The organism is Bradyrhizobium sp. B097 (assembly GCF_038957035.1).
GTDB lineage: Bacteria > Pseudomonadota > Alphaproteobacteria > Rhizobiales > Xanthobacteraceae > Bradyrhizobium.
In genome coordinates this window covers 1,336,799-1,356,605 of sequence record NZ_CP152412.1, presented here as the reverse complement: position 1 = coordinate 1,356,605, position 19,807 = coordinate 1,336,799, and the positions used below count along the sequence as shown (strand labels likewise).

The window sequence follows — 19,807 nt, the reverse complement described above, 5'->3', positions numbered from 1 at the left end:
GATGACGACCTCTCCACTGATCGTGCTTGAAGATGTCGAGAAGCGCTTCGAAGACCAGCGCGGCCGACGCAAGACCGTCGCGCTCGACGGACTTTCGCTTGGCGTTGCGGAAGGCGAATTCGTGTGCCTGCTCGGACCCAGCGGCTGCGGTAAATCAACCGTGCTCGACCTGCTGGCGGGTTTCGAACAACCCACGCACGGCTGCGTGACGATCGATGGCAAGCCGGTCGGACGCCCGTCCCCCGATCGCGGCATCGTGTTTCAGGAAGCGACGCTGTTCCCATGGTTGTCTGTCATCGACAACATCACCTTCGCATCGCGTCTGGCCGGGCGCCCGGCGTCCGAATATCGGCCACGGGCGCAAGAGCTGATCGAGATGATGGGCCTGCGCGGCTTCGAGCATCATGCCGTCTATGAGCTGTCCGGTGGAATGCGCCAGCGCGTCGCGATCGCCCGCGCCTGGATATCGCAGCCGCTGCTCCTCTTGATGGACGAGCCATTCGGGGCTCTGGATGCCCAGACTCGACTCGCGATGCAAGAGCTGCTGTTGGCCGCGCGCGAGCAGCGCCGCTCCACCGTCCTGTTCGTCACGCACGACATCGAAGAAGCGCTGTTCCTGTCGGACCGCATCGCCATCATGAGCGGCCGCCCTGGCCGGATCGTCGAAGAGATCGTCGTCCCCTATCCGCGGCCGCGCGCCTATCAGGAGATCATCGCGACGCCCACGTTCGGCGAGCTGAAACGGTCGATCCTGGCGACACTGCGCGAGCAGGCCGCACGCCCTCAGCACGCAACAACGGAAAGCTTGCCACATGATGACGACTTACGATCGTATCCGCAGTCTCATTGATCGGCGAAATGTCCTGAAGGCGGGGGCCGGCGCGCTCGCGCTGCCGCTCGCCGGCTCGCCTGCGCTCGCGGCCGAAGCGCGGCGCGGCGGGACGCTGACCGTCGTCACGCAGGGAGAACCGCGAACGCTCGTTCCCTTGCTCGACACCAACACACAGACCCGCAATATCAGCACCAAAATCACCGAGGGTCTGCTGGCTTACGATGCAGACTTCACACCGCGTCCGCTTCTGGCGACGGCCTGGAAGTCGAGTGCAGACGGACTCGAATATGCCTTCACTTTGCGTCCCGGCGTCAAATGGCACGATGGCGCCGACTTCACGTCCGCCGACGTCCAGTTTTCGCTGCAAGCGCTGCAAAAGGTCGGGCCGCGCGGCCGGATCAGCTTCGCCAATCTCGATCGTGTCGAAACGCCTGATGCGCTCACCGCCGTGGTGAAGCTGTCGAAGCCGACACCCTACTTCCTGAAGGCGCTCGCGGCTGCGGAATCGCCGATCGTTCCGCGTCACGCCTATCAGCCCGATAATCTCGACGGCAGCCCCAACAACAACGCACCGATCGGAACCGGTCCATTCATCTTCGAGGAATGGAAGCGCGGCAGCCACGTCAGCCTGCGCCGGAACCCACAATATTGGCGGCCCGAGCGGCCCTTTCTGGATCGAGTGGTGGTCAAGTTCGTTGGTGATCCGGCCGCGGCCTCCACGGCGCTTGAAACGGGAGAAGCCGACATCAGCGGCAGCATTTCCCTCGGCGATGTGAAACGGCTGGCAGAGGGTGGAAAGCTCATCGTCTCGTCGCAGCGAGACGCCTATCTCAACAACGCCGCCGTGCTGGAGTTCAGCCTCGACAACCAATACCTCGTCCAACGCACCGTGCGGCACGCCATCGCGCGCACGATCGATAGCGATTTCATCCGGCAGTGGATCTATTACGGCTATGCCAGCCGGATCCGCTCGCCGATTCCCGAAGTGCTTTCATCCTATTTCGACCCGATGAGCTTCGACCATCCCTTCAATCTCGACGAGGCCAATCGCCTTCTCGATGAGGCGGGATTAAAGCGCGGAAGCGGCGGCATCCGGTTTGCACTGAAGCTGACCTTCATTCCGGGGGCGGCATTCAAGGCGACTGCCGGCTACCTGCGGTCCGCCCTCGGCCGTGCCGGCATCCGCGTCGACATTCTCGACGGCGATCTCGGTACCTTTATCAAGCGGGTCTATTACGACCGTGATTTCGACATCAACCTCAACGGGCTCGGCCTGCTGTTCGACCCGACGGTCGGCGTGCAGCGGATCTACTGGTCCGACGGAATCAAGCACCCACTGCCCTATGTCAATGCGGCCCACTACAATAACCCGACGGTTGATGAGCTGTTCCGGCAAGCGGCCACGGAACGTGACGAAGCGCGGCGCGCGGATCAATTCCGGCAGATCCAAAAGATCGCCAGTGACGACCTGCCAGCCTTGCCACTGGTAGCGCTGGAGACAACCCTCGTCAGCAATGCGCGCGTGCGCAATCTTTACAACAGCGTCGACCTCACCGCAGGGGATTTTTCCGACGCCTGGCTCGACCGGTGATCCCGGCACCTCGATCAATGCATTCGCTCAGTCACCCGAGCTTGCGTGCGAGAAATGAACTGACGGCGTCGAGCACGGCGTCAGGCTGCTCTTCCGGTTGAAGATGGCCGCCCGGAATAGCCCAGCCATCGACATCGACAGCCCAGCTCCTCCATATCTGGAGCGGGGTATCCGTCTCGCCAAACCGGCCCTGCTCCCACAGCACCAGCACAGGACAATCGAGGATTCGCCCGGCGGCGCGATCGGCAAGATCATGCTCGTGATCGAGACTCGCGCCGGAGCGATAGTCCTGCATCATCGCGTGTCGCACCTCGGGCCGGCGAAATGCTTCGCGATAGGCGTCGCGGGCCTCATCCGACAGGGCAACGAGATCCCCGGCCATTCTTCGCAACGTCCAGTCCAGGAAGAAATCGGGATCGCCGCTCAACAGCCGTTCGGGCAGGTCATAGGGCTGCGCGAACAGCAGCCAGTGATAGGCGCCGAGCGCAAAATCCTTGCCGGTGCGCGCCCACACCTCGCCGGTCGGGATCACTGTCAGCGATACGAAAGCCTGCACCGCTCCTGGATGGTCCAGCGCCAACCGATACCCGACTCGCGCGCCGCGGTCGTGCCCGATGACGGCGAAGCGATCGAAGCCGAACTGCTTCATGACCGCGAGCTGGTCGCGCGCCATCGTCCGCTTGGAGTAAGCCGATGCATCGACGTGCTGCGGACCGCGGCTGTCGCCATATCCCCGCAGATCAGTGGCGACCGCGGTGTAGTCGCGCGCCAGGACCGGGGCGATACGATGCCAGGCGACGTGGGTCTGCGGTACCCGTGGAGCAGAAGCAAGGGAGGACCGCTCCCGCCTACGAACGAGGCGATCGTCGCACCTTCGGTCTCGACATCGTGGCGCTCGAATCCTTCAAACATGGCAGCCGTCCTTCATCGTTCGACAGCTGCCTTGTTAGTCGACCCTCACACGCTCCGCCAGAGATCCGACGGTGGGAACGGCCAGACGAGCGCGCAACCGTTCAGCGATCGATGCTCCGTTCACGGACGCCGCAATCTCCTGCAACGCCTCGATCGCCTCTTGCGGTAGTCCGCGTACGGATGCGCGAACGCGTCATCCCTTCGTTCGCGCGCAGCTGGAAGGCGCGACCCGCATCGTTCATGAATCGATCGGGTCCAACAAGCGAGGTGGAGGCCATCACGACTGCCGCTGTGCTGGCAATGCCAGGCTCAGCGAAGCGATTGCCACACCGATCCAGAACGTGCCCCACCAGTAACCCAGCGCAATCGCGGGATGCGTCCCGCGGCAGAGCGCCCGCGCCAAATCGCAAAGATCCGAGCGGCCGACTAGGCAAAAGCCCGCTTCGCGCGTCGACAAATAGGCATAGCCGACCACATCACGATATGTGATCCACCACCAGAGCACTGCGAGCACGACAACGCCGATGCCCAGCACCAGACAAGCTCGTGCATGCCGCATCGGCCTCACCTCAGGTCGCAAGGCCGAGTGTATCGAGGATTCTCCGCCGTAGCGCGACGAGCTCAGGATCGTCACGATGCCGCGGATAAGGCTTGCCGAACTGGAACTCGGCCTTGACGCGGGCGGGCCGCTCGCTCAGGACGACGATGCGCGACGACAGCAGCAGCGCCTCCTCGACGTCATGCGTGACGAGGATCGCGGTAAAGCCGTTACGCTGCCATAGGCGGACCAGTTCGGCCTGCAGCGTCAGCCGCGTGAGCGAGTCAAGCTTGCCCAAGGGCTCGTCGAGCAGCAGCAGTTTCGGATCGTTGACGAGCGCCCGAGCCAGCGACGCGCGCTGGGCCATGCCACCCGAGAGTTGATGCGGATAGGCCGCAGCGAATTCGCTGAGACCGACGAGCGACAGGGCGGCGTCCACCCGCGCGTGGGACTGCTTGAGCACCCCTCGTGCCTCCAGGCCGGTCGCCACATTCTTCCAGACCGTTGTCCAAGGAAACAGGGTCGGATCCTGGAAGACCAGAATGCGCGACGGATCGGGGCGTATCACGGGCAGGCCGTCGGCGAGGATCGAGCCGTTGCTCGGCAACTCGAGACCGGCGGTCAAGCGAAGCAAGGTCGACTTGCCGCAGCCCGACGGCCCCAACAACGCGACAAATTCTCCGGGCACGGCGCTGAAATCGATCGCATCGATGACCGGCAGCTTCGAACCGGACAGGCTGAACTGATGACTTACCGCCCGAATATCGATCCCGGAGCTCACGAGTTCGGGACTCCTGGGGGCAAGCGGGACGCTCGGCATCAGATGAATCCCTCCTGCCAGCGCAGCAGGCGGTCGCGAACGACGAACAGCAGGCGAACGATGCCGGCGCAGAGCGCAGCCATGATGATCAAGGCGGCATAGACGTTGGCGTAGCCGGAATAGGCCGTCTGGAACTGGATGTACCAGCCGAGGCCGTATTTCGCGCCGAGCATTTCCGCTACGACCAGCACCGCAAAGGAGTAATAGAGCGCCATGAAAAGGCCGACGAAGACGTGGGGCAGCGACGCGGGTATTGCGACCCGTCGGATCAAATAGCGATTGTCAGCACCCAGAACTCTCCCCACGTCGTAGAAAGAACGGTTGACCGAACCGACGCCCGACGCGGTCAGGATCGCAACCGGAATGCCGGACGCCAGAGCAACGATGAAGACGCTTGCTCCAAACGTGGTCGGGAAGAAGTAGAATGTGCAGGGAATCCAGGCCGTCGCGGGCACAGGCCCGATCAGTTTGAGGAAGGGCATGCCCCAATAGCTGAATCGTTTCGACCAACCTAGCGCCACGCCGGTGGCGTAGCCGACCGCCACGCCCGACAGGAAACCGAGCGACCACAATCTCAGCGTATAGCCGACACAGATCAACAGGCGCGTTCCGTCCGCCACATAGACGTTGAGCAGCCCGTGTGGCGGAGAGAAGAACGGCTTCGGCAGCCAACCGAACTTTGCGGTGGAGAGCTCCCAAAGGGCAAGCCAGACGCCGATTGCGACGAGCCATGGGCCGTAATGGATCATGACCTCGCCAGCGCGCCCGAGCCGGTAGACGACCGGAGACAGTAGGACGAAGAGCACAGCAAGTGCGCCGGTGATCGCTGCGAACAGACCGGCACTTCCCCAGGGAACGACGTCGGGCAGCCCGATGGTCACCAGTGCAGCCGCCCCCCAGGAGAGCGCGGCGAACAAGCCGTCGCGCCACAGCCGACGAAACGATGTCAGCTGCGCCTGGGCTGCGCCGTCGAGCGCTTGCGCCTCGCTCATTGTGCCAATCTCAGCCGAGCAGGTTCACGGTGACCCGCTCGGCGAAGGCCTTCGGATCCGTCGAGGCGTCCAGCACCTTGACGAGCTTGAGGTCCTCCGCCGTCACCCTGATCTGATCGACCAGTGGCTGCCCGATCGGATGATCGTGATAGACCAGAGTTCCGAGAATTTCGGTGAGCTCGGCAAGCGTCAAACCCGCAGGCTTCAGTGTTTCGAGATACCAGGCCGCCACCTCATCGGGATGGTTCGCAGTGTATTCGTGGACCTCGATATTGGCCTCCGCAAGCCGCCGCAGCGCGTCCTTGTTAGCGTTCAGAAAGGGGCCGTTGGCGCCGAGCACACAGCAGGTATGGCCTTGATAGACGCCGGTCTGGGTATCGGCGATCTTGACGAAGTTGAACTTCTTCTCGATCGAGTAGGCCCAGGGATCGAGATGAGCCGCGACGTCAGCCTCGCCGCGATTGACGGCTTCGCCGACCAGATCGAACGGCACGACCTTCCACGTGACGTCGGTCTCCGGATCGATGCCCGCCTTCGCGAGCGTCACCTGGAAGGCCACTTTCGGCGGCGAAACCACATCATAGCTCGCAATCGTCTTGCCTTTGAGACCCGCAATATCCTTGATCCCCGACGCCTGCGAGGCCAGCAGGCGCTGGCATCCGCCGTGTGAGCCGACGAATAGCTTGACATCGAATCCCTGCTCCAGCGGCTTCAGCCAGTCGCCGATCAGGCCGGCGCCGGCGTCCGCCTTGCCTGTCGCCAGTGCTTGAATCAATGTCTGGCCGCTCGCTCCCTGGTAAAACAGCTCAACGTCGACGTTATGCTTGGCATAGATCCCCTTGGCCAGGCCGAAGCCAAGCGGCGAGTGGCAGGCGGCCACCTCGGTCCAAGCTAACCTGATTTTCGGCGCCGGACTGGCGATCGCCGGCGAATAGACGTTGCTCGCCGCGATGCCGCCGGATGCCACGAGCCCCGCAGCACCCGTTGCCCGCAGGAAGGTACGCCGGCTGACCTTGTGACGTCGTTCCGATTTGCTCATTTCGAAGCTCCAGTCCCAATCTGATGATTCAAAGTTGATCAACGAGAACCGTTACAACGACCGGCTCGGTGTCCGTCGATGCGTGATGATGATGCGTCGTCAGTTCCGATGTGTCGAGCAAGCTGCGAAAATAGCGACGGGCGCGCTGCTGATCGTTCACTTTGCGCGCGCTTTGTTTTGAATTCGCATACGGTCGCAGCTCATTCCTTTTCCACATTCCGCTGCGGCCGCCTCAAGCCGGTTCAGGCTCATGGGCTCTGTAGGCTTTGGCCGGGTTCAAGAGTGGAATCACCTCGCGACCGAACGCTGGCAGTTCGTCTGTGAAGTTCAGGAAGGCGCAGAGGATCATGTCGACACCGATGGCCTCATAGGCTCGGATGCGCTCGGCGATCAGCTCGGGAGGGCCGAACAGACGGGTCTTGAAGCCGTCATTGGGCTGAACCAGATTGGCATGGCTCGAATCCGCCCACATCCCGATCTTGTCCGCAGTCGATGCGCCGGCCTGCTTCACCTGTTCGGCGAAGGCCTGCACGATCTCGGGGTCTGCGCCTGCGACAATCGCCTCGAGCTGCTCAAGCGCTTCCCGCTCGGTCGGCCGCTGGATGATGAAGCCGTTGAGCCCGAACTTGACGGTGCGCCCCTCTGCCTTGGCGAGCGCGCGGACCTCGTCGATCTGCTGCTTGGCACCCTCGACCGTCGTGCCGTTGAGGAAGTACCAATCCGAATATTTCGCAGCCATCCGCCGCGCGGCCTTGGAATTGCCGCCCTGGAAAATCTCCGGATAGGGCTGCGAGATCGGGCGCGGCTTCAACCAAGCGTCGTTGATGCTGTAAAAGTCGCCTTTGAAAGTGAACCTGTCCTGCGTCCAGAGCCCCTTGAGAACCTGGATGAACTCTTCCGAACGACGGTAGCGTTCGTCATGTTCCAGCCAGGGCTCCCCAAAGGCGCGGAACTCATCCTTGAACCAGCCGGTTAAGATGTTGATGGCAAACCGGCCTTTCGAATAGACGTCGATCGTGGCGCCCACCTTGGCGATCATCGCCGGATGCCAGAAGCCGGTGTGGATCGCGCTGATGAGTTTCAGCCGCTTGGTCTGGGCCGAAAGCACCGCCGTGCAGGTGATGGCTTCCTGCTGCAGCTCCCAGCCATGACTTGCAATGAAGCGCGCCGGCGCGAGGCCATATTCGAAACCGAGCTCTTCGGCCTCGCGCGCGAGGGAGGCATTGTAGTCAAGCGTCCAATCGGTCCGCTGGGGAACGTTGCTGATGACGAAGCCGCCGCTGCCGAGCGGCATCCAATATCCGAAACGAATGGTCAAGACGCGTCGCTCCTGTTCAGACGACCGGGGTTTGAAGGGAGGCAGCCGTTCCGGCCGATACGGCGCCAAGATAGAATTCTGCAACGTCGTCGCGTTCGGCGAGCTCGGCCGCAGTGCCTGACGCGGCGACCCTGCCGTTCTCGAGAATGTAGCCGTGATCGGCAAACTGAAGCACGAGATGCGCGTTCTGCTCGGCCAGCAGAAAGCTGACCCCCTCGTTCCTGTTGAGATCGCGGATGATGTGGAAGATCTCCTCCACGATGATCGGTGCGAGCCCCATCGAAGGCTCGTCAAGCAGCACGAGAGTCGGATGCGTCATCAGCGCGCGCCCGATCGCGACCATTTGCTGCTCGCCGCCCGACGTCAGGCCGCAACGCGCGCTGCGGCGTTGCTTGAGCCGCGGAAACCAGGTGTAGACGCGCTCAAGATCGTCGGCGAGCGCACGACGGCTCGGCCGACGCACGAACCCGCCGCTGAGCAGATTCTCCTCGACCGTGAGCTGGGGAAAGACATGACGACCTTCGAGAACCTGGACCACGCCCCTGGCAACGAGATCGGCCGGGTCGAGCCGGCTCGTCGCTTCGCCGCGCCATGTGATCGCGCCCCGGCTCAAGTGACCGCGTTCGGACCCAAGCAGGTTGGAGATGGCCTTCAAGGTCGAGGTCTTCCCGGCGCCATTGGCGCCGAGAAGAGCAACGATCGATCTCTGCTCGACCCTGAGCGACACGCCGCGCAGGGCCAGGATCGCATGACCGTAGAGGACCTCGATGTTGTCGACCTCGAGAAACGAAGACGTGGTCATAGCGATCCCTCAGGCGACGTCAGTTGGTCGCGTCGCGCGGCGTGATGCCCTTTTCCCGGGCATAGGCGGCGGCACGCTCGTAGATCAGCGGCAGCAACAGGTCCCGATCGGACTTCACCCAGCCGTTCGACACCACGTTCCACTTCTCACCGTCCCATTGCAGCACCTTGCCGGCACCGCCGCCCTCGTGGTCCTTGGCCGAGAGCTTCAGCGGCTGCTGCAGGCCCGTGGCGCCGATTTCCGCGAGACGCTTCTCGGAGAGATCGAGATGTTCGAGGCCCCACTGCGCCTCCTCGCCATTGATCGGCCGCACGCCAAAATGCGCCTGCGCAGTCCGGATCGCCTCGACCGCAATGATCGCCTCGTCGACGCCGGAATTGTAGTAGACCGAGCCGAAGCTCTTGGGATCCTTGAGATCGCTCAGCCCCTTGTCGAGGATGTACTTCTTCAGCTTCTGATGGATCTCGAAATTGGCGCCCGCAGGGAATGGCGTAATCGCAAGATAGCCCTTGCCGACCGCGCCGGCAGGACGGACGTCCTCCTCAGAGCCCGACCAGATGCCGCCGATGATATGATCGACCGGGAAGCCCACCTTGGCCGCTGTCTTGATTGCGACCGGCGTCATCACGCCCCAGCCGCGCAAGAACACCCAGTCCGGCTTGAGCTGGCGGATCTTGGCCCATTGCGCCGACTGCTCATTGCCGGGATGCGGCACCGGGATCTGGATGTCCTCGAAGCCGTAGGTCTTCGCAAGATGGGCGAGCGGGACCTGGGTTTCCTTGCCGTAAGGTGAATCGTGATAGACGGTCGCGATCTTGAGACCCTTCAGCTTGTCCTTGCCGCCGACCTTCTCCGCGATGAAATTGACCGCCGACGAGGCTTCGCTCCAGAAGCTGAAGACGACGGGGAAGCTGTAGGGGAAGACGCGTCCGTCAATTGCTTCCGTGCGGCCGTAAGCGATCGTGACCAGCGGAATCTTGTCGGCCACCGATTTTTCGGTCAGCGCCTTCGAGATCGGATCGCCGTGCGGCAGGAAGATCGGAACCAGTGATCCGTTCTTGCCGGCCTTCACGCGTTCATAGCATTCAACGCCCTTCTCGACTTCCCAATTGGTCTCGCACTCGTCCCAGACGAGCTTGATTCCGTTGATGCCGCCTTCGACCTCGTTGATGTAGCGGAAATAGTCGATCTCGCCCGCCCAGACCGGAATGCCGCTCGACGCATAGGCGCCGACCCGGAAGGTCGCGAGCGGGAAGTATTGCGTTTTTGCTTCTTCCGCCGAGACGCTGGTGCCGGCCACCGCCGACAGAGCGAGCGCCGCCAGGCCGACCGCCCTGCTCATGAGCCGCTTCTGTTTCCACAAAGACATCTGCTTACCCTCCATTTGACTGCAGAATTCACGTTCGATCGTGCGCGCGGTTCACACCCACGCACGACAAGTTTCGTCGTTTGCTAACGGTTGATCCGCGAGACCAGCTGCGTCCACGCTCGCGACAGCAATGCTGCAAGGCCCCGCGGCTCCTTGATCAGGAACCAGACGATCAACGCACCGAACAGCGCCTTCTGAAAGTTCTCGAGTTGTCCGGGATCGACCGCACCACCGAACACCCCGCCCCCGAGATGATCGAGCAGGATCGGCAGGAAGATCATGAAGGCGGCGCCGAGAAAATTGCCACGGATGCTGCCCATGCCGCCGATGATGATCGCAAACATCACCTGGAACGACCGGTCCAGGTTGAAGCTGCGTGCATCGACGGTGCCAAGATAGGCAAAGGCCCAAAGCGCACCGGCAATCCCGATCACCAGCGAGCTCACGAAGAACGCCTTCAGCTTTCCGGCGGATACGGGAATGCCGATCACCGAAGCCGCGGTGTCCATGTCACGGATCGCCATCCAGGTCCGGCCGGTCTGGCTGCGAACCAGCCGCGCCGCAACGGCCGTCACGACCACCACGGTGGCGAGGGTCAGGAGATAGCGACCGGTCGGGCTCGAGAGATCATGGCCGAGAAGCGCGAGCCGCGGCGCCGAGATCGAGCTCGAGGTCGAGTAATTCGAGAACCAGCCATATTGATTGAACAGCCATTCGAGCAGGAACTGGGTCGCCAGCGTCGATGCGACGAGGTAGAAGCCCTTGATCCGCAGGCTCGGCAGCCCCGCGACGACTCCCACAAGCCCCGAAATGATACCCCCGAGCAGCAGGCTGACCGGCAGCGGCAGCTCCGGCAGTCGCAGCAGCAGATTGTAGGTCGCGTACGCGCCGACCGACATGAACCCGCCACTGCCGAGCGAGGCCTGTCCCGCATAGCCCATCAGCAGGTTCAGCCCCAGCGCCGTGAGCGACATGATCAGGAACGGGATAAGGACGGCGTTGAGCCAGTAATCGTTCGCCACCAGCGGAATGCCCGCGAGTGCGGTGAGCAACACCACAAGCGAGCCTGCGCGCAGCCGGTCACGCGCGCTCTGCGCGGTCTCACGCGACGGGGTGAACCCTTCGATGGCTTCCGTGCCGATCGTTGACATGCATCAAATCCTTTCGATCGGCGCTTCGCCGAACAGTCCAGCCGGCCGGACCAGGAGAAAGGCGACCGCCAACACATACGAAAACCAGGTCGAGACACTGCCGCCCAACAGGCTTCCGAGATAGATTTCCGCCAGGCTGTCGCCCGCACCGACGATCAGGCCGCCGACGATCGCGCCCGTGATCGAGGTAAATCCGCCGATGATGAGCACCGGCAGGGCCTTGAGCACCACGAGTGTGAGTGCGAACTGAACTCCCTGGCGCGCGCCCCACAAGAGGCCCGCAACCAGCGACACGAAGCCTGCGACACCCCAAACGATCTGCCACAGGGTTTGCAACCGGATGCCGATCGAGAGTGCAGCCTGCGGATCATCCGCGATCGCGCGCAGTGCGATCCCGACGCGGGTCTTGTTGAAGAAGATCGAGAGCGCGAGCACGAGAACGCCGGCGGTGCCTGCCGCAACGAGGTCGAACTGGCTGACCTGAACTCCGCCGATTTCGATCGGCGTATCGACGATGCCGAGATCGAGCTCGTGCACGCTCGCACCCATCACAATCTGTGCGAGACCCTCGATCACGAAGGACACCCCGAGCGTCGCCATGAACAGCGTGATCTGTGGACGATTGACCAGCGGTCGCAACACGACGCGCTCGACCGTGATCGCAATCAGAACCATCACCGCCAGCGTGATCAGCGCGGCGAACCAGAAATCGATTCCCTTGTCGCGCAGGGTCACGAAGGTCAGCGCGGCGCACAGCACCATCGACCCCTGCGCGAAGTTGAAAACACCGGAGGCCTTGAAGACCAGCACGAAGCCGATCGCAACCAGCGAGTACATCACGCCCGCGAGCAGGCCGCCGACCAGCGTTTCGATGAAGAAGCTCATCTCGACCTCAATGCGCCGTGCCGAGATAGGCCGAGATTACGTCCGGATTCTTGCGCACCTCTTCCGGAGAGCCGTCGCCGACCTTGCGGCCGTAGTCGAGCACGACCACGTGATGCGAGAGCCCCATCACGACACTCATGTCGTGCTCGATGAGCACGATGGTGGTGCCAAGGCTTGCATTGGTCTCGACGATCAGGCGGCTCATCTCGTGCTTCTCATCCTGGTTCATTCCGGCCATCGGCTCGTCCAGCAACAGCAGGCTCGGGCGGCCGACCAATGCGCGTGCGAGATCGACCCGCTTCTGAACGCCATAGGGAAGCGTCGCCACCACCGTGTCGCGATGCCTGGTCAGGTCCAGGAACGCGATGATCTCGTCCGCACGGCGCTTGAACTCGCGGGTCTCGCGCCGATCCCGGCCTACGCCAAAGGCGTGCTCGAGGAGCGTCGTTCGGGAATGCCTGATCAGTCCGGCCAGCACATTGTCGAGAACGCTTAAGTGACGGAACAGCGCGTTATGCTGGAAGGTCCGGCCCACGCCCAGATGCGCGGCATGCGCCGGGCGAATCCGGATGAACTGCTCGCCGTTGAACGTGACGCTGCCGCTGTCGGCCCGATACACCCCGTTGATGATGTTGAGCAGCGAGCTCTTGCCGGCCCCGTTCGGACCTATCAGCGCGCAGATTTCGCCACGCGCAACCTCGAAGCTCAGCGCGTTGAGCGCCTTGATGCGCTGAAACGACAAGGAGACGTCGCGGAGTTGCAGGACCGGTCCGGACATCGCGCCTCAGGCCTCGACCGGCTGTCGCCCGGCCACACCGGCCGCCTGGGCGGCCCGACGCTTGACCGCCTCGATGTCGCGATAGGCCGCGGCAGGATGGCTGGACGGCAGATATGGCCCCTCCCCGAACAGCTTCTCGCGCAGCGTCCCCGGACGATAGCCCGTCGGATAGACGCCGCGCTTCTGTAGCTCCGGCACCAGCAGATTGACCACGTCCTCGAAGGTCTCAGGCGTCACCGCATAGGCAAGGTTGAAGCCGTCGACGTCGGTCTCCTCGACCCACTCCTGCAGGATGTCGGCAATTGTCGATGGCGAGCCGACGAACACCGGGCCAAGGCCGCCAATGCCGCCCCAGCGCGCCAGTTCCTCGATGGTCCAGGACTTGCTGCCGCTGGCGAGATGATCGACGACAGACACGATCGCGTTGGTCTCGACCTTCTTGACCAGATCGGTCGGCGCATACTGCCCGAAATCGATGCCGCTCCAGCCCGACATGAACACCAGCGCGCCATCATAGGAGGCGTATTGCTGATACTCCCTGAACTTCGCCTCCGCCTTGGCGTCGGTTTCATCGACGATCACCGTGACCAGGTTGTAGATCAGGATCTTGCGTGGATCGCGGCCGGCTTCAGCCGCCTGCCGCCGCACCTCGGCGACGTAGGATTTCAGAACCGGCTTGATCGGGGCGGCGACAAACACGCATTCCGCGTGCTGAGCCGCGAAGGCCTTACCCGGGCCCGACGCACCCGCCTGGTAGAGCAGCGGCGTCCGCTGCGGCGACGGCTCGCAAAGATGATAACCCGGCACATCGAAGTATTTTCCCTTGTGCCCGATCTCATGAACCTTCGAAGGGTCGGTGAAGATCCGCTTCCCGGCATCGCGCAGAACGGCCCCCTCCTCCCAGCTTCCCTCGAGCAACTTGTAGAGGACTTCGACATATTCGGTCGCGACCTCGTACCGATTGTCGTGGCGGCGCAGCCCGCCCTGGCCGATATTCTTCGCCCCGCTCTCCAGATACGAGGTCACGATGTTCCAGCCGACACGGCCCTTGCTGTGATGATCCGCGGTGGAGAGCCTGCGGGCGAAGCTGTAGGGATGCTCGAATGAGGTCGATGCTGTGATGCCGATGCCGAGATGCTCGGTTGCGAGCGCAATCGGCGCCACCAGCTGCAACGGGTCATTGACCGGGATCTGCGCTGCCTGCTCCAGCGCATGGAACAGAGAATTCTTGTAGACGTCATAATAGCCGATGACATCGGCGATGAAGATGCCGTCAAAAATCCCGCGTTCCAGCGTTCGGCCAAGATCCTGCCAATAGTCGAGGTCCTTGTACTTATAGGAGCGATCTCGCGGGTGCGCCCAGACACCGGGAGATTGATGGCCGACACAATTCATGTCGAACGCGTTGAACCGAATCTGTCGCGCCATGCACATCTCTCCGTTGCATCGCTCACTTGCGACGCTCTCGCTTCCTTCGACGGTATCTCGCCACAACAAGCGATCGATGGTCCATCGCGTTTATCGGCATTTTTCGATGCGCATCTTTCGCCGCAGCCATTTGCGAGATGAGAAAATCTCTCTCGACGAATTCCAATCCGTGACCGTCGAGCGACGTTGAGCAGCGCACTCATACGGACCACGACAATGAATCGCCCCGACGCATTCAAATCTCGATGCGATCCACCGCATCACGCCTCGCTTCGGAGAACACTTCTCTCGAATTGACCATCGTCGCGTTCATCTCGCCGCTCTTCGACGAAGCGCGAATAGCGCCGCCACAGAATCAGACATCATGATGTACGGCAGAATTTTCTTCGTACGACGCACTGCTCCGAACGTTCGTCTTCGATCCAGCGCAAATACAGTCTGGCTCTCAGCCGGGAGCAGACTATTCTTCAAGGCACCAAGATTGATGTCAGAACGAGCTGAAGCGGAACGATGACCATTCACGTTGCAAACCCCACGACGAGCGACAACGAGCTGGAAACACGGTTTGCACCGATCTTCGCGAAGATCGCGGCGGGGGCGGTCGCGCGCGAACGAAACCGCACACTGCCATTCGACGAAATCAGACTGTTGAAGGAGGCAGGCTTCGGGGCCTTGCGCGTACCAGTTGAGTTCGGGGGACTTGGCGCAACTCTTCGTCAGACCTTCGACCTGCTGATCGGGCTTGCAGCCGCCGATTCCAACCTGCCTCAGGCGTTGAGAGCTCACTTCAACCTGGTCGAAGACTTGCGGCTCAACACGGATCAGACAGTCAAAGCGCGGTGGCTCAAAGCCATCGCAAGCGGCGCATTATTTGGTGTTGCAGTGACTGAACCCGGCATTGGCGCGGTCGATCGCTACCGAACCGCCGTGACGTCAGAGGGATCCGCACTGCGTCTCAATGGCACAAAGTATTACACGACCGGCACCCTCTATGCCGATCACCTGATCGTGGCGGCTGACCAGGACGGCAAGCGGGTCACGGTTCTTGTCGACGCCAACCAGCCCGGCGTCGACGTTCAGGACGACTGGGACGGCTTCGGCCAGAGACTAACCGCGAGCGGCACGGCCGAGTTCAAGGATGTAACCGTCGGTCCGGACCGCATTGTGGGCCCGGGTTATGGATCGGAAGGACGCGTCTTCGGAACCGCCCACGTTCAGTTGATCCTGCTGGCGACCCTCGCAGGAATCGCAAAACGCGCGGCCATCGATACGACCGAATGGATCAAGGCGCGAACCCGCACCTTTTCCCACGCTGTCGCCGACCTGCCACGGAATGATCCCCTTGTGCAGCAGGTCATCGGGCAGCTGATCAGCGCGGCATTCGGCGCACGAGCGACCGTCCTCGCCGCGGTCGACGAGCTCGCGCGGACCCTTGACGGTCGCCACCAAGACCCTGAGCAGCTCGATGCCTCCGAGCTCGCGGCAGCCGAGGCCCAGGTGGTCGTCATCAAGCTGGTTCTCGACGCCGTGACCGCTCTTTTCGAGGTCGGCGGAGCCTCTCTCAGTTCCGATAAGCTCGCGATCGATCGGCACTGGCGCAACGCACGCACCATCGCCTCCCACAATCCCGCAATCTTCAAGCTTCGCGCAATCGGCGCACATGAATTGAATGGCGAGGCCCTTCCATATGCATGGAGTGCCGGCGTTCGTCGGGCTAGGCAGCACACCCGTTAGAAGATTGCGCGCTCTGCAGTTTAGCCCGTTGAGACGGTGCATGCCCGGGCCTCGCTTCTTGGCACAAGCAATTTCGTCAGGAGAGCCACGTGTCCAATACCAAACGAAAAGTTGCCATTGTCGGAGCAGGTCTCGCCGGGACGACGGCCGGGCTTGGCCTCGTCAACGCCGGGTTTGACGTCACCATATACAGCGATCGAGACCGCGCGTCGCTACGCAACAATGTGCCTCCGACCGGGACCGCCGTCTACTTCGGCAAATCCCTGGAATACGATGCCGAGATTATCGAGAACCTCTACGATGTCGGGACCAGCACAGGGATGAGCGTTCGGATATTCTCCGGCACCGGCGAGGCTCGAACTCCGATCATCGAGTTCGACCGTCCGTTCAACTATCGGGCGCAAGCTGTCGATACGCGGCTGCGCGCCGACGATCGGCTGGGTCGCTTCCTCGCGCGAAGCGGCAAATTCGTCGTGCGTACGGTCACGACAGAAGATCTCGATGCAATTGCCGCGGAGGTCGATCTCACCCTCGTTGCGACTGGAAAAGGCGGCCTGTCCTCGCTGTTCCCGGCTGACCCGGATCGCACCGTCTACGCGGAGCCGCAGCGGCATCTACTGCTTGCGACGTTCAAGGGGCCGGATCGCGCCGATCACCAGTTCGCCTATCGCAGTTCGGACGGCGCCAGGCACAACTGGTTCACCATCCATGCCGATTTTGGTGAAACTTTTTTTGGCCCCTACCTGCACAAGGATGCCGGCGCCACACGAGCCTTCATCGGGTTCGCTAAGCCAGGCAGTCCGTGGATCGACCTGTTCAAATCCGCGACCGATACCCAGAGCGCGCGCGACGCCGTGGTGAAGTTGTTCGCGACATACTTCCCGGAAGATCTGGCGTTGGTCGAGCAGCTCGAGCCGCTGCATGAGGACCCGCACTCATGGTTCCTCGGCGCAGTCACTCCGACCGTTCGGCGTGCCGTTGCCCGCACGAGAAATGGACACCCTGTTGCCGCGATCGGCGATGCCGCAGTTTCCTTCGATCCGATCGGTGGTCAGGGAGCGCAGAATGCGGTCGTTCAATCCGTGCTGCTAATAAGGGCGCTCAGGGAGCACACGGGCAAGATCACCTACGAGTGGCTGCAGAACCAATTCAATTCGCATTGGGAGCATCGCGCCGAGGCCGCAACGGAAGTGACCCGACTGTTCCTGGGTGACGAAAAATATGCAACGCATGCCGAGCTGTTATTCCCGGCCGCTGCCGTCAACGCAAGGATTGGAAGCGCGTTCTTCGATTTTCTCTCAGAGCCAAAGCCACTGCTTGGTATCCAGACTCGAGAGCAGATCGGCAAGTTCATCTCGGATTTGGCGGGCGAGGCCGCCGAGACTGTCCTGGCGAGGTTCAAGGCACCAACGCAATTTGCGCAAGCTAAGGCCGACGAGCGTTCGCTTGTCTCCACATAAGCGACCTGCGTTGTCCCGCAAGGGTTGACGGGCAAAGGCCGGGCAGATCGCATCGTGCGGCTTGCGTCACGGCCGGTGGCAGTGGCGAAATGACGCTTGCGCGATACCCAGCCGCTGGCGCAGTTCCTTGCGGCTTTCCCGGCGAACCTGGCCTTTCGCGTTTTCGTCGTGCGGATTGTGCGCTTCGGCGAAGTGGCGAGTTGGGGCGACAAGCATCTCACCGCGAGAAGCTTCGGCACCTCCATCGCACAAGCCGCCGAGGCACGTAATCGACGCCTTCATACATTGTCCTTGGGTTTGCGGACGCCATGGGCCGGGTGCCGTCAATGATGCCGCCTCGCGACGGCATCATTGAGGATGCCGCGCACCGTCGGCGCGGGGCCGTTCCCGCACCGCCTCTGACAACTGCCTTTCCGCGCAGCATCTCTGTCGTGCTGAAACCCGCGTCTTTCCAGCCATGATGTCACAATGAACTGTTCCTAAAACCAGATCGCGTTCCAGCCCTAGTGGTAGCTAATCGGTAGCTCTGAAAGGGAAGAATCGCAGACAAGATACTGATCTTTATGTATATTTTGCAATTGACCTCCTGTCCCTAGACGACTTTGAAAATTGCGATTTGAGCTCCGCCTTTCAGCCTTGGCACAAAAACCAGCATAGCTATCAGCGACTTATTTCGTCGTATGCTATCGATTCTCCGCTGCAGTTTGTGGTATGCTGACTGCTCGCGGCATCGAGGGATGCTAGTGTAGGAAATTGATTTTGTTGGTACAGTTGGGTGGGCTCGAACCACCGACCTCCTGTTCCACAGACAGGCGCTCTAACCAACTGAGCTACAACTGCATCCTGACGCGCGGCCCCGCAAAAAGGGGGCGGCGATTTCGGCGGAAACTAGGTGCAACGCCCGCCTTTGGCAAGGCCGTAACGCGCTGATTTCCGCTCTTATCTCGGGCCATTCCACGGCGCCGTCCAGCAAAAAGGCCCGGACCGCATCGGCCCGGGCCTTCCGCGATCTCATGCAGGCTGCGATCAGGCGGCCGGCTGCTGGTAGAACTTCGAGGCGCTGGCCTTGATCGGCTCGGCGGTCTCGGTGGCGACCTTCTGGCCGAGCTCGGCCAGTTCCTTGGCCTGCGCGGTGTAGGTCTCGAACTGCTTGCGGGCGTGCGAGGTCCACAGCTCGACCGCTTCGGTCGGCGACTTCACGCTGAACAGCTCCTGGGCGAAGTCGAGCGAGGAGGTGGTATTGGCCTTGAAGAACTCGATCAGCTTGGCCGAATACGCGGTGGCGCCCTTGTTCACCGAGGTGAACACGGCCTCGACCGTCGAGTTGTGAGTCTCGGCAGCATCCTTGAACTTGGCGTAGCTGTCGCGGGCCTGCAGCACGCCCTTTTCGGCGAACGCGCGCATCTGCTCGGGAACCTCGAACGGGATGATCGAGGCGGAAAACGGATCGGACGGGTTGGTCATACGTGTAATCCTTCGCAACGGGTGAGTAGATGTGACCATTGCGAACGTCCCGGAGACACAAAGGCCGGGAACGTTGAAATGGATCACGCTGCCTTGATTCACGGGAGTGCCCTTCGTCGGGCGCGCCTAATAAACACCCATATCATGTCAATTTTGTGCAACGCAACGTAAGATCGCGTGCGACGCCACATTTTTATGTGGCGGAATATGGGATTACCGCGCCCGGCGAGGGTTGGGCCTGCCACAGCCCGTCAGCTCTTCGTCAGCTCTTTCATCAACTCTTGGGCTTGACCGCATCCATCGCGGCGCGGCTGACCGCCTGGCCCATCTCGCTGGCCTGCTCGGCGAGCGAGCGCATCTGGCCCTGCACATATTCGCTGTGCAGCCGCATCACCTCGGTGAGGTCCTTGGCCTTGAGCAGCGACTGGGCGTAGTCCAGCGACGACTGCACGTTCTTCTCGGCGTAGGACAGCGCCTTGGTGGAAAGCTCCTTGGCGCCGGCTCGCACCGTGGCGTTGCGCTCCTCGATCTTGCCGGCGGTGTCCCGCGCGTTGGTCACGAACTGCTCGAAAGCCTTGCGCGCCTGATCGAAGCTCGCCTCCGCCATCGATCGCATGTCCTTCGGAATCTCGAACTTGGGGATCTCGAAATGGTCACGCCCGTTGTCGCTCATGGTCGCTCTCCCTCGCTTGGT

At 62.1% G+C, this 19,807-nt stretch carries 20 protein-coding genes and 1 tRNA gene; 6 read left to right on the top strand and 15 right to left on the bottom strand.

Annotated features, from left to right (window positions below):
• Position 1 precedes the first annotated feature (1 nt).
• A complete protein-coding gene (locus tag AAFG07_RS06090) occupies positions 2-850 on the top strand; it encodes an ABC transporter ATP-binding protein (RefSeq protein ID WP_342726438.1) in 849 nt (282 codons plus the stop codon).
• Positions 813-2,423, top strand: a complete 1,611-nt coding sequence (locus AAFG07_RS06085; protein ID WP_342726437.1) for an ABC transporter substrate-binding protein — start codon at positions 813-815, stop codon at positions 2,421-2,423. The genes AAFG07_RS06090 and AAFG07_RS06085 overlap by 38 nt, the downstream gene beginning before the upstream one ends.
• Positions 2,424-2,454: 31 nt before the next feature.
• Here the strand turns inward: AAFG07_RS06085 and AAFG07_RS06080 are convergent, their stop codons facing one another.
• The 5 genes from AAFG07_RS06080 to AAFG07_RS06060 form a co-directional block, all read right to left on the bottom strand.
• A complete protein-coding gene (locus AAFG07_RS06080) occupies positions 2,455-3,195 on the bottom strand; it encodes an alpha/beta hydrolase (RefSeq protein ID WP_342729065.1) in 741 nt (246 codons plus the stop codon).
• A gap of 417 nt (positions 3,196-3,612) precedes the next feature.
• On the bottom strand, positions 3,613-3,870 hold the full coding sequence (locus AAFG07_RS06075; protein ID WP_342726436.1) for a hypothetical protein: 258 nt from the start codon (positions 3,868-3,870) through the stop codon (positions 3,613-3,615).
• Positions 3,871-3,904: 34 nt separating this feature from the next.
• Positions 3,905-4,693, bottom strand: coding sequence for an ABC transporter ATP-binding protein (locus AAFG07_RS06070; protein ID WP_342726435.1), 789 nt, complete (start codon positions 4,691-4,693; stop codon positions 3,905-3,907).
• Entirely contained in the window at positions 4,693-5,685 is a 993-nt protein-coding gene (locus tag AAFG07_RS06065; RefSeq protein WP_342726434.1) for an ABC transporter permease subunit, read from the bottom strand. The genes AAFG07_RS06070 and AAFG07_RS06065 overlap by 1 nt, the downstream gene beginning before the upstream one ends.
• A gap of 10 nt (positions 5,686-5,695) precedes the next feature.
• Positions 5,696-6,724, bottom strand: coding sequence for an ABC transporter substrate-binding protein (locus AAFG07_RS06060; protein WP_342726433.1), 1,029 nt, complete (start codon positions 6,722-6,724; stop codon positions 5,696-5,698).
• 34 nt (positions 6,725-6,758) lie between these two features.
• Between AAFG07_RS06060 and AAFG07_RS06055 the strand changes: the two genes are divergently transcribed.
• Positions 6,759-6,905 (top strand): hypothetical protein, encoded by a 147-nt coding sequence (locus AAFG07_RS06055; RefSeq protein WP_342726432.1) that lies wholly within the window; start codon positions 6,759-6,761, stop codon positions 6,903-6,905.
• Between the two features lie 51 nt (positions 6,906-6,956).
• Here the strand turns inward: AAFG07_RS06055 and sfnG are convergent, their stop codons facing one another.
• The 7 genes from sfnG to AAFG07_RS06020 all read right to left on the bottom strand — a co-directional run bounded on the left by sfnG (position 6,957) and on the right by AAFG07_RS06020 (position 14,455).
• Entirely contained in the window at positions 6,957-8,042 is a 1,086-nt protein-coding gene (sfnG, locus tag AAFG07_RS06050) for a dimethylsulfone monooxygenase SfnG (protein ID WP_342726431.1), read from the bottom strand.
• Between the two features lie 16 nt (positions 8,043-8,058).
• Positions 8,059-8,844 carry an ABC transporter ATP-binding protein gene (locus AAFG07_RS06045; protein WP_342726430.1) on the bottom strand — a complete coding sequence of 262 codons (786 nt, stop codon included), beginning with the start codon at positions 8,842-8,844 and terminating at the stop codon, positions 8,059-8,061.
• Positions 8,845-8,863: 19 nt separating this feature from the next.
• A complete protein-coding gene (locus AAFG07_RS06040; protein WP_342726429.1) occupies positions 8,864-10,186 on the bottom strand; it encodes an ABC transporter substrate-binding protein in 1,323 nt (440 codons plus the stop codon).
• 110 nt (positions 10,187-10,296) lie between these two features.
• Complete coding sequence (locus tag AAFG07_RS06035) at positions 10,297-11,364, bottom strand: branched-chain amino acid ABC transporter permease (RefSeq protein ID WP_342726428.1); 1,068 nt, start codon at positions 11,362-11,364, stop codon at positions 10,297-10,299.
• Between the two features lie 3 nt (positions 11,365-11,367).
• Entirely contained in the window at positions 11,368-12,249 is an 882-nt protein-coding gene (locus tag AAFG07_RS06030; protein WP_342726427.1) for a branched-chain amino acid ABC transporter permease, read from the bottom strand.
• Positions 12,250-12,256: 7 nt separating this feature from the next.
• Positions 12,257-13,027, bottom strand: coding sequence for an ABC transporter ATP-binding protein (locus AAFG07_RS06025; RefSeq protein ID WP_342726426.1), 771 nt, complete (start codon positions 13,025-13,027; stop codon positions 12,257-12,259).
• A 6-nt stretch (positions 13,028-13,033) separates the two neighbouring features.
• Entirely contained in the window at positions 13,034-14,455 is a 1,422-nt protein-coding gene (locus AAFG07_RS06020) for an LLM class flavin-dependent oxidoreductase (protein ID WP_342726425.1), read from the bottom strand.
• Positions 14,456-14,965: 510 nt separating this feature from the next.
• Here AAFG07_RS06020 and AAFG07_RS06015 point away from each other — a divergent pair.
• The 3 genes from AAFG07_RS06015 to AAFG07_RS06005 all read left to right on the top strand — a co-directional run bounded on the left by AAFG07_RS06015 (position 14,966) and on the right by AAFG07_RS06005 (position 17,979).
• Complete coding sequence (locus AAFG07_RS06015; RefSeq protein ID WP_342726424.1) at positions 14,966-16,189, top strand: acyl-CoA dehydrogenase family protein; 1,224 nt, start codon at positions 14,966-14,968, stop codon at positions 16,187-16,189.
• 89 nt (positions 16,190-16,278) lie between these two features.
• Positions 16,279-17,649 (top strand): styrene monooxygenase/indole monooxygenase family protein, encoded by a 1,371-nt coding sequence (locus AAFG07_RS06010; RefSeq protein WP_342726423.1) that lies wholly within the window; start codon positions 16,279-16,281, stop codon positions 17,647-17,649.
• 96 nt (positions 17,650-17,745) lie between these two features.
• Positions 17,746-17,979, top strand: a complete 234-nt coding sequence (locus AAFG07_RS06005) for a hypothetical protein (RefSeq protein ID WP_342726422.1) — start codon at positions 17,746-17,748, stop codon at positions 17,977-17,979.
• 433 nt (positions 17,980-18,412) lie between these two features.
• Here AAFG07_RS06005 and AAFG07_RS06000 read toward each other — a convergent pair.
• The 3 genes from AAFG07_RS06000 to AAFG07_RS05990 form a co-directional block, all read right to left on the bottom strand.
• Positions 18,413-18,489, bottom strand: a tRNA-His gene (locus tag AAFG07_RS06000).
• A 186-nt stretch (positions 18,490-18,675) separates the two neighbouring features.
• The gene (locus AAFG07_RS05995) at positions 18,676-19,113 is read right to left on the bottom strand and encodes a phasin (protein ID WP_092123552.1); all 438 of its coding nucleotides are present in this window, start codon (positions 19,111-19,113) and stop codon (positions 18,676-18,678) included.
• A gap of 274 nt (positions 19,114-19,387) precedes the next feature.
• Positions 19,388-19,786: a phasin family protein gene (locus AAFG07_RS05990; protein WP_229199309.1), complete on the bottom strand. Its 399-nt coding sequence runs from the start codon at positions 19,784-19,786 to the stop codon at positions 19,388-19,390.
• Between the last annotated feature and the right edge of the window lie 21 nt (positions 19,787-19,807).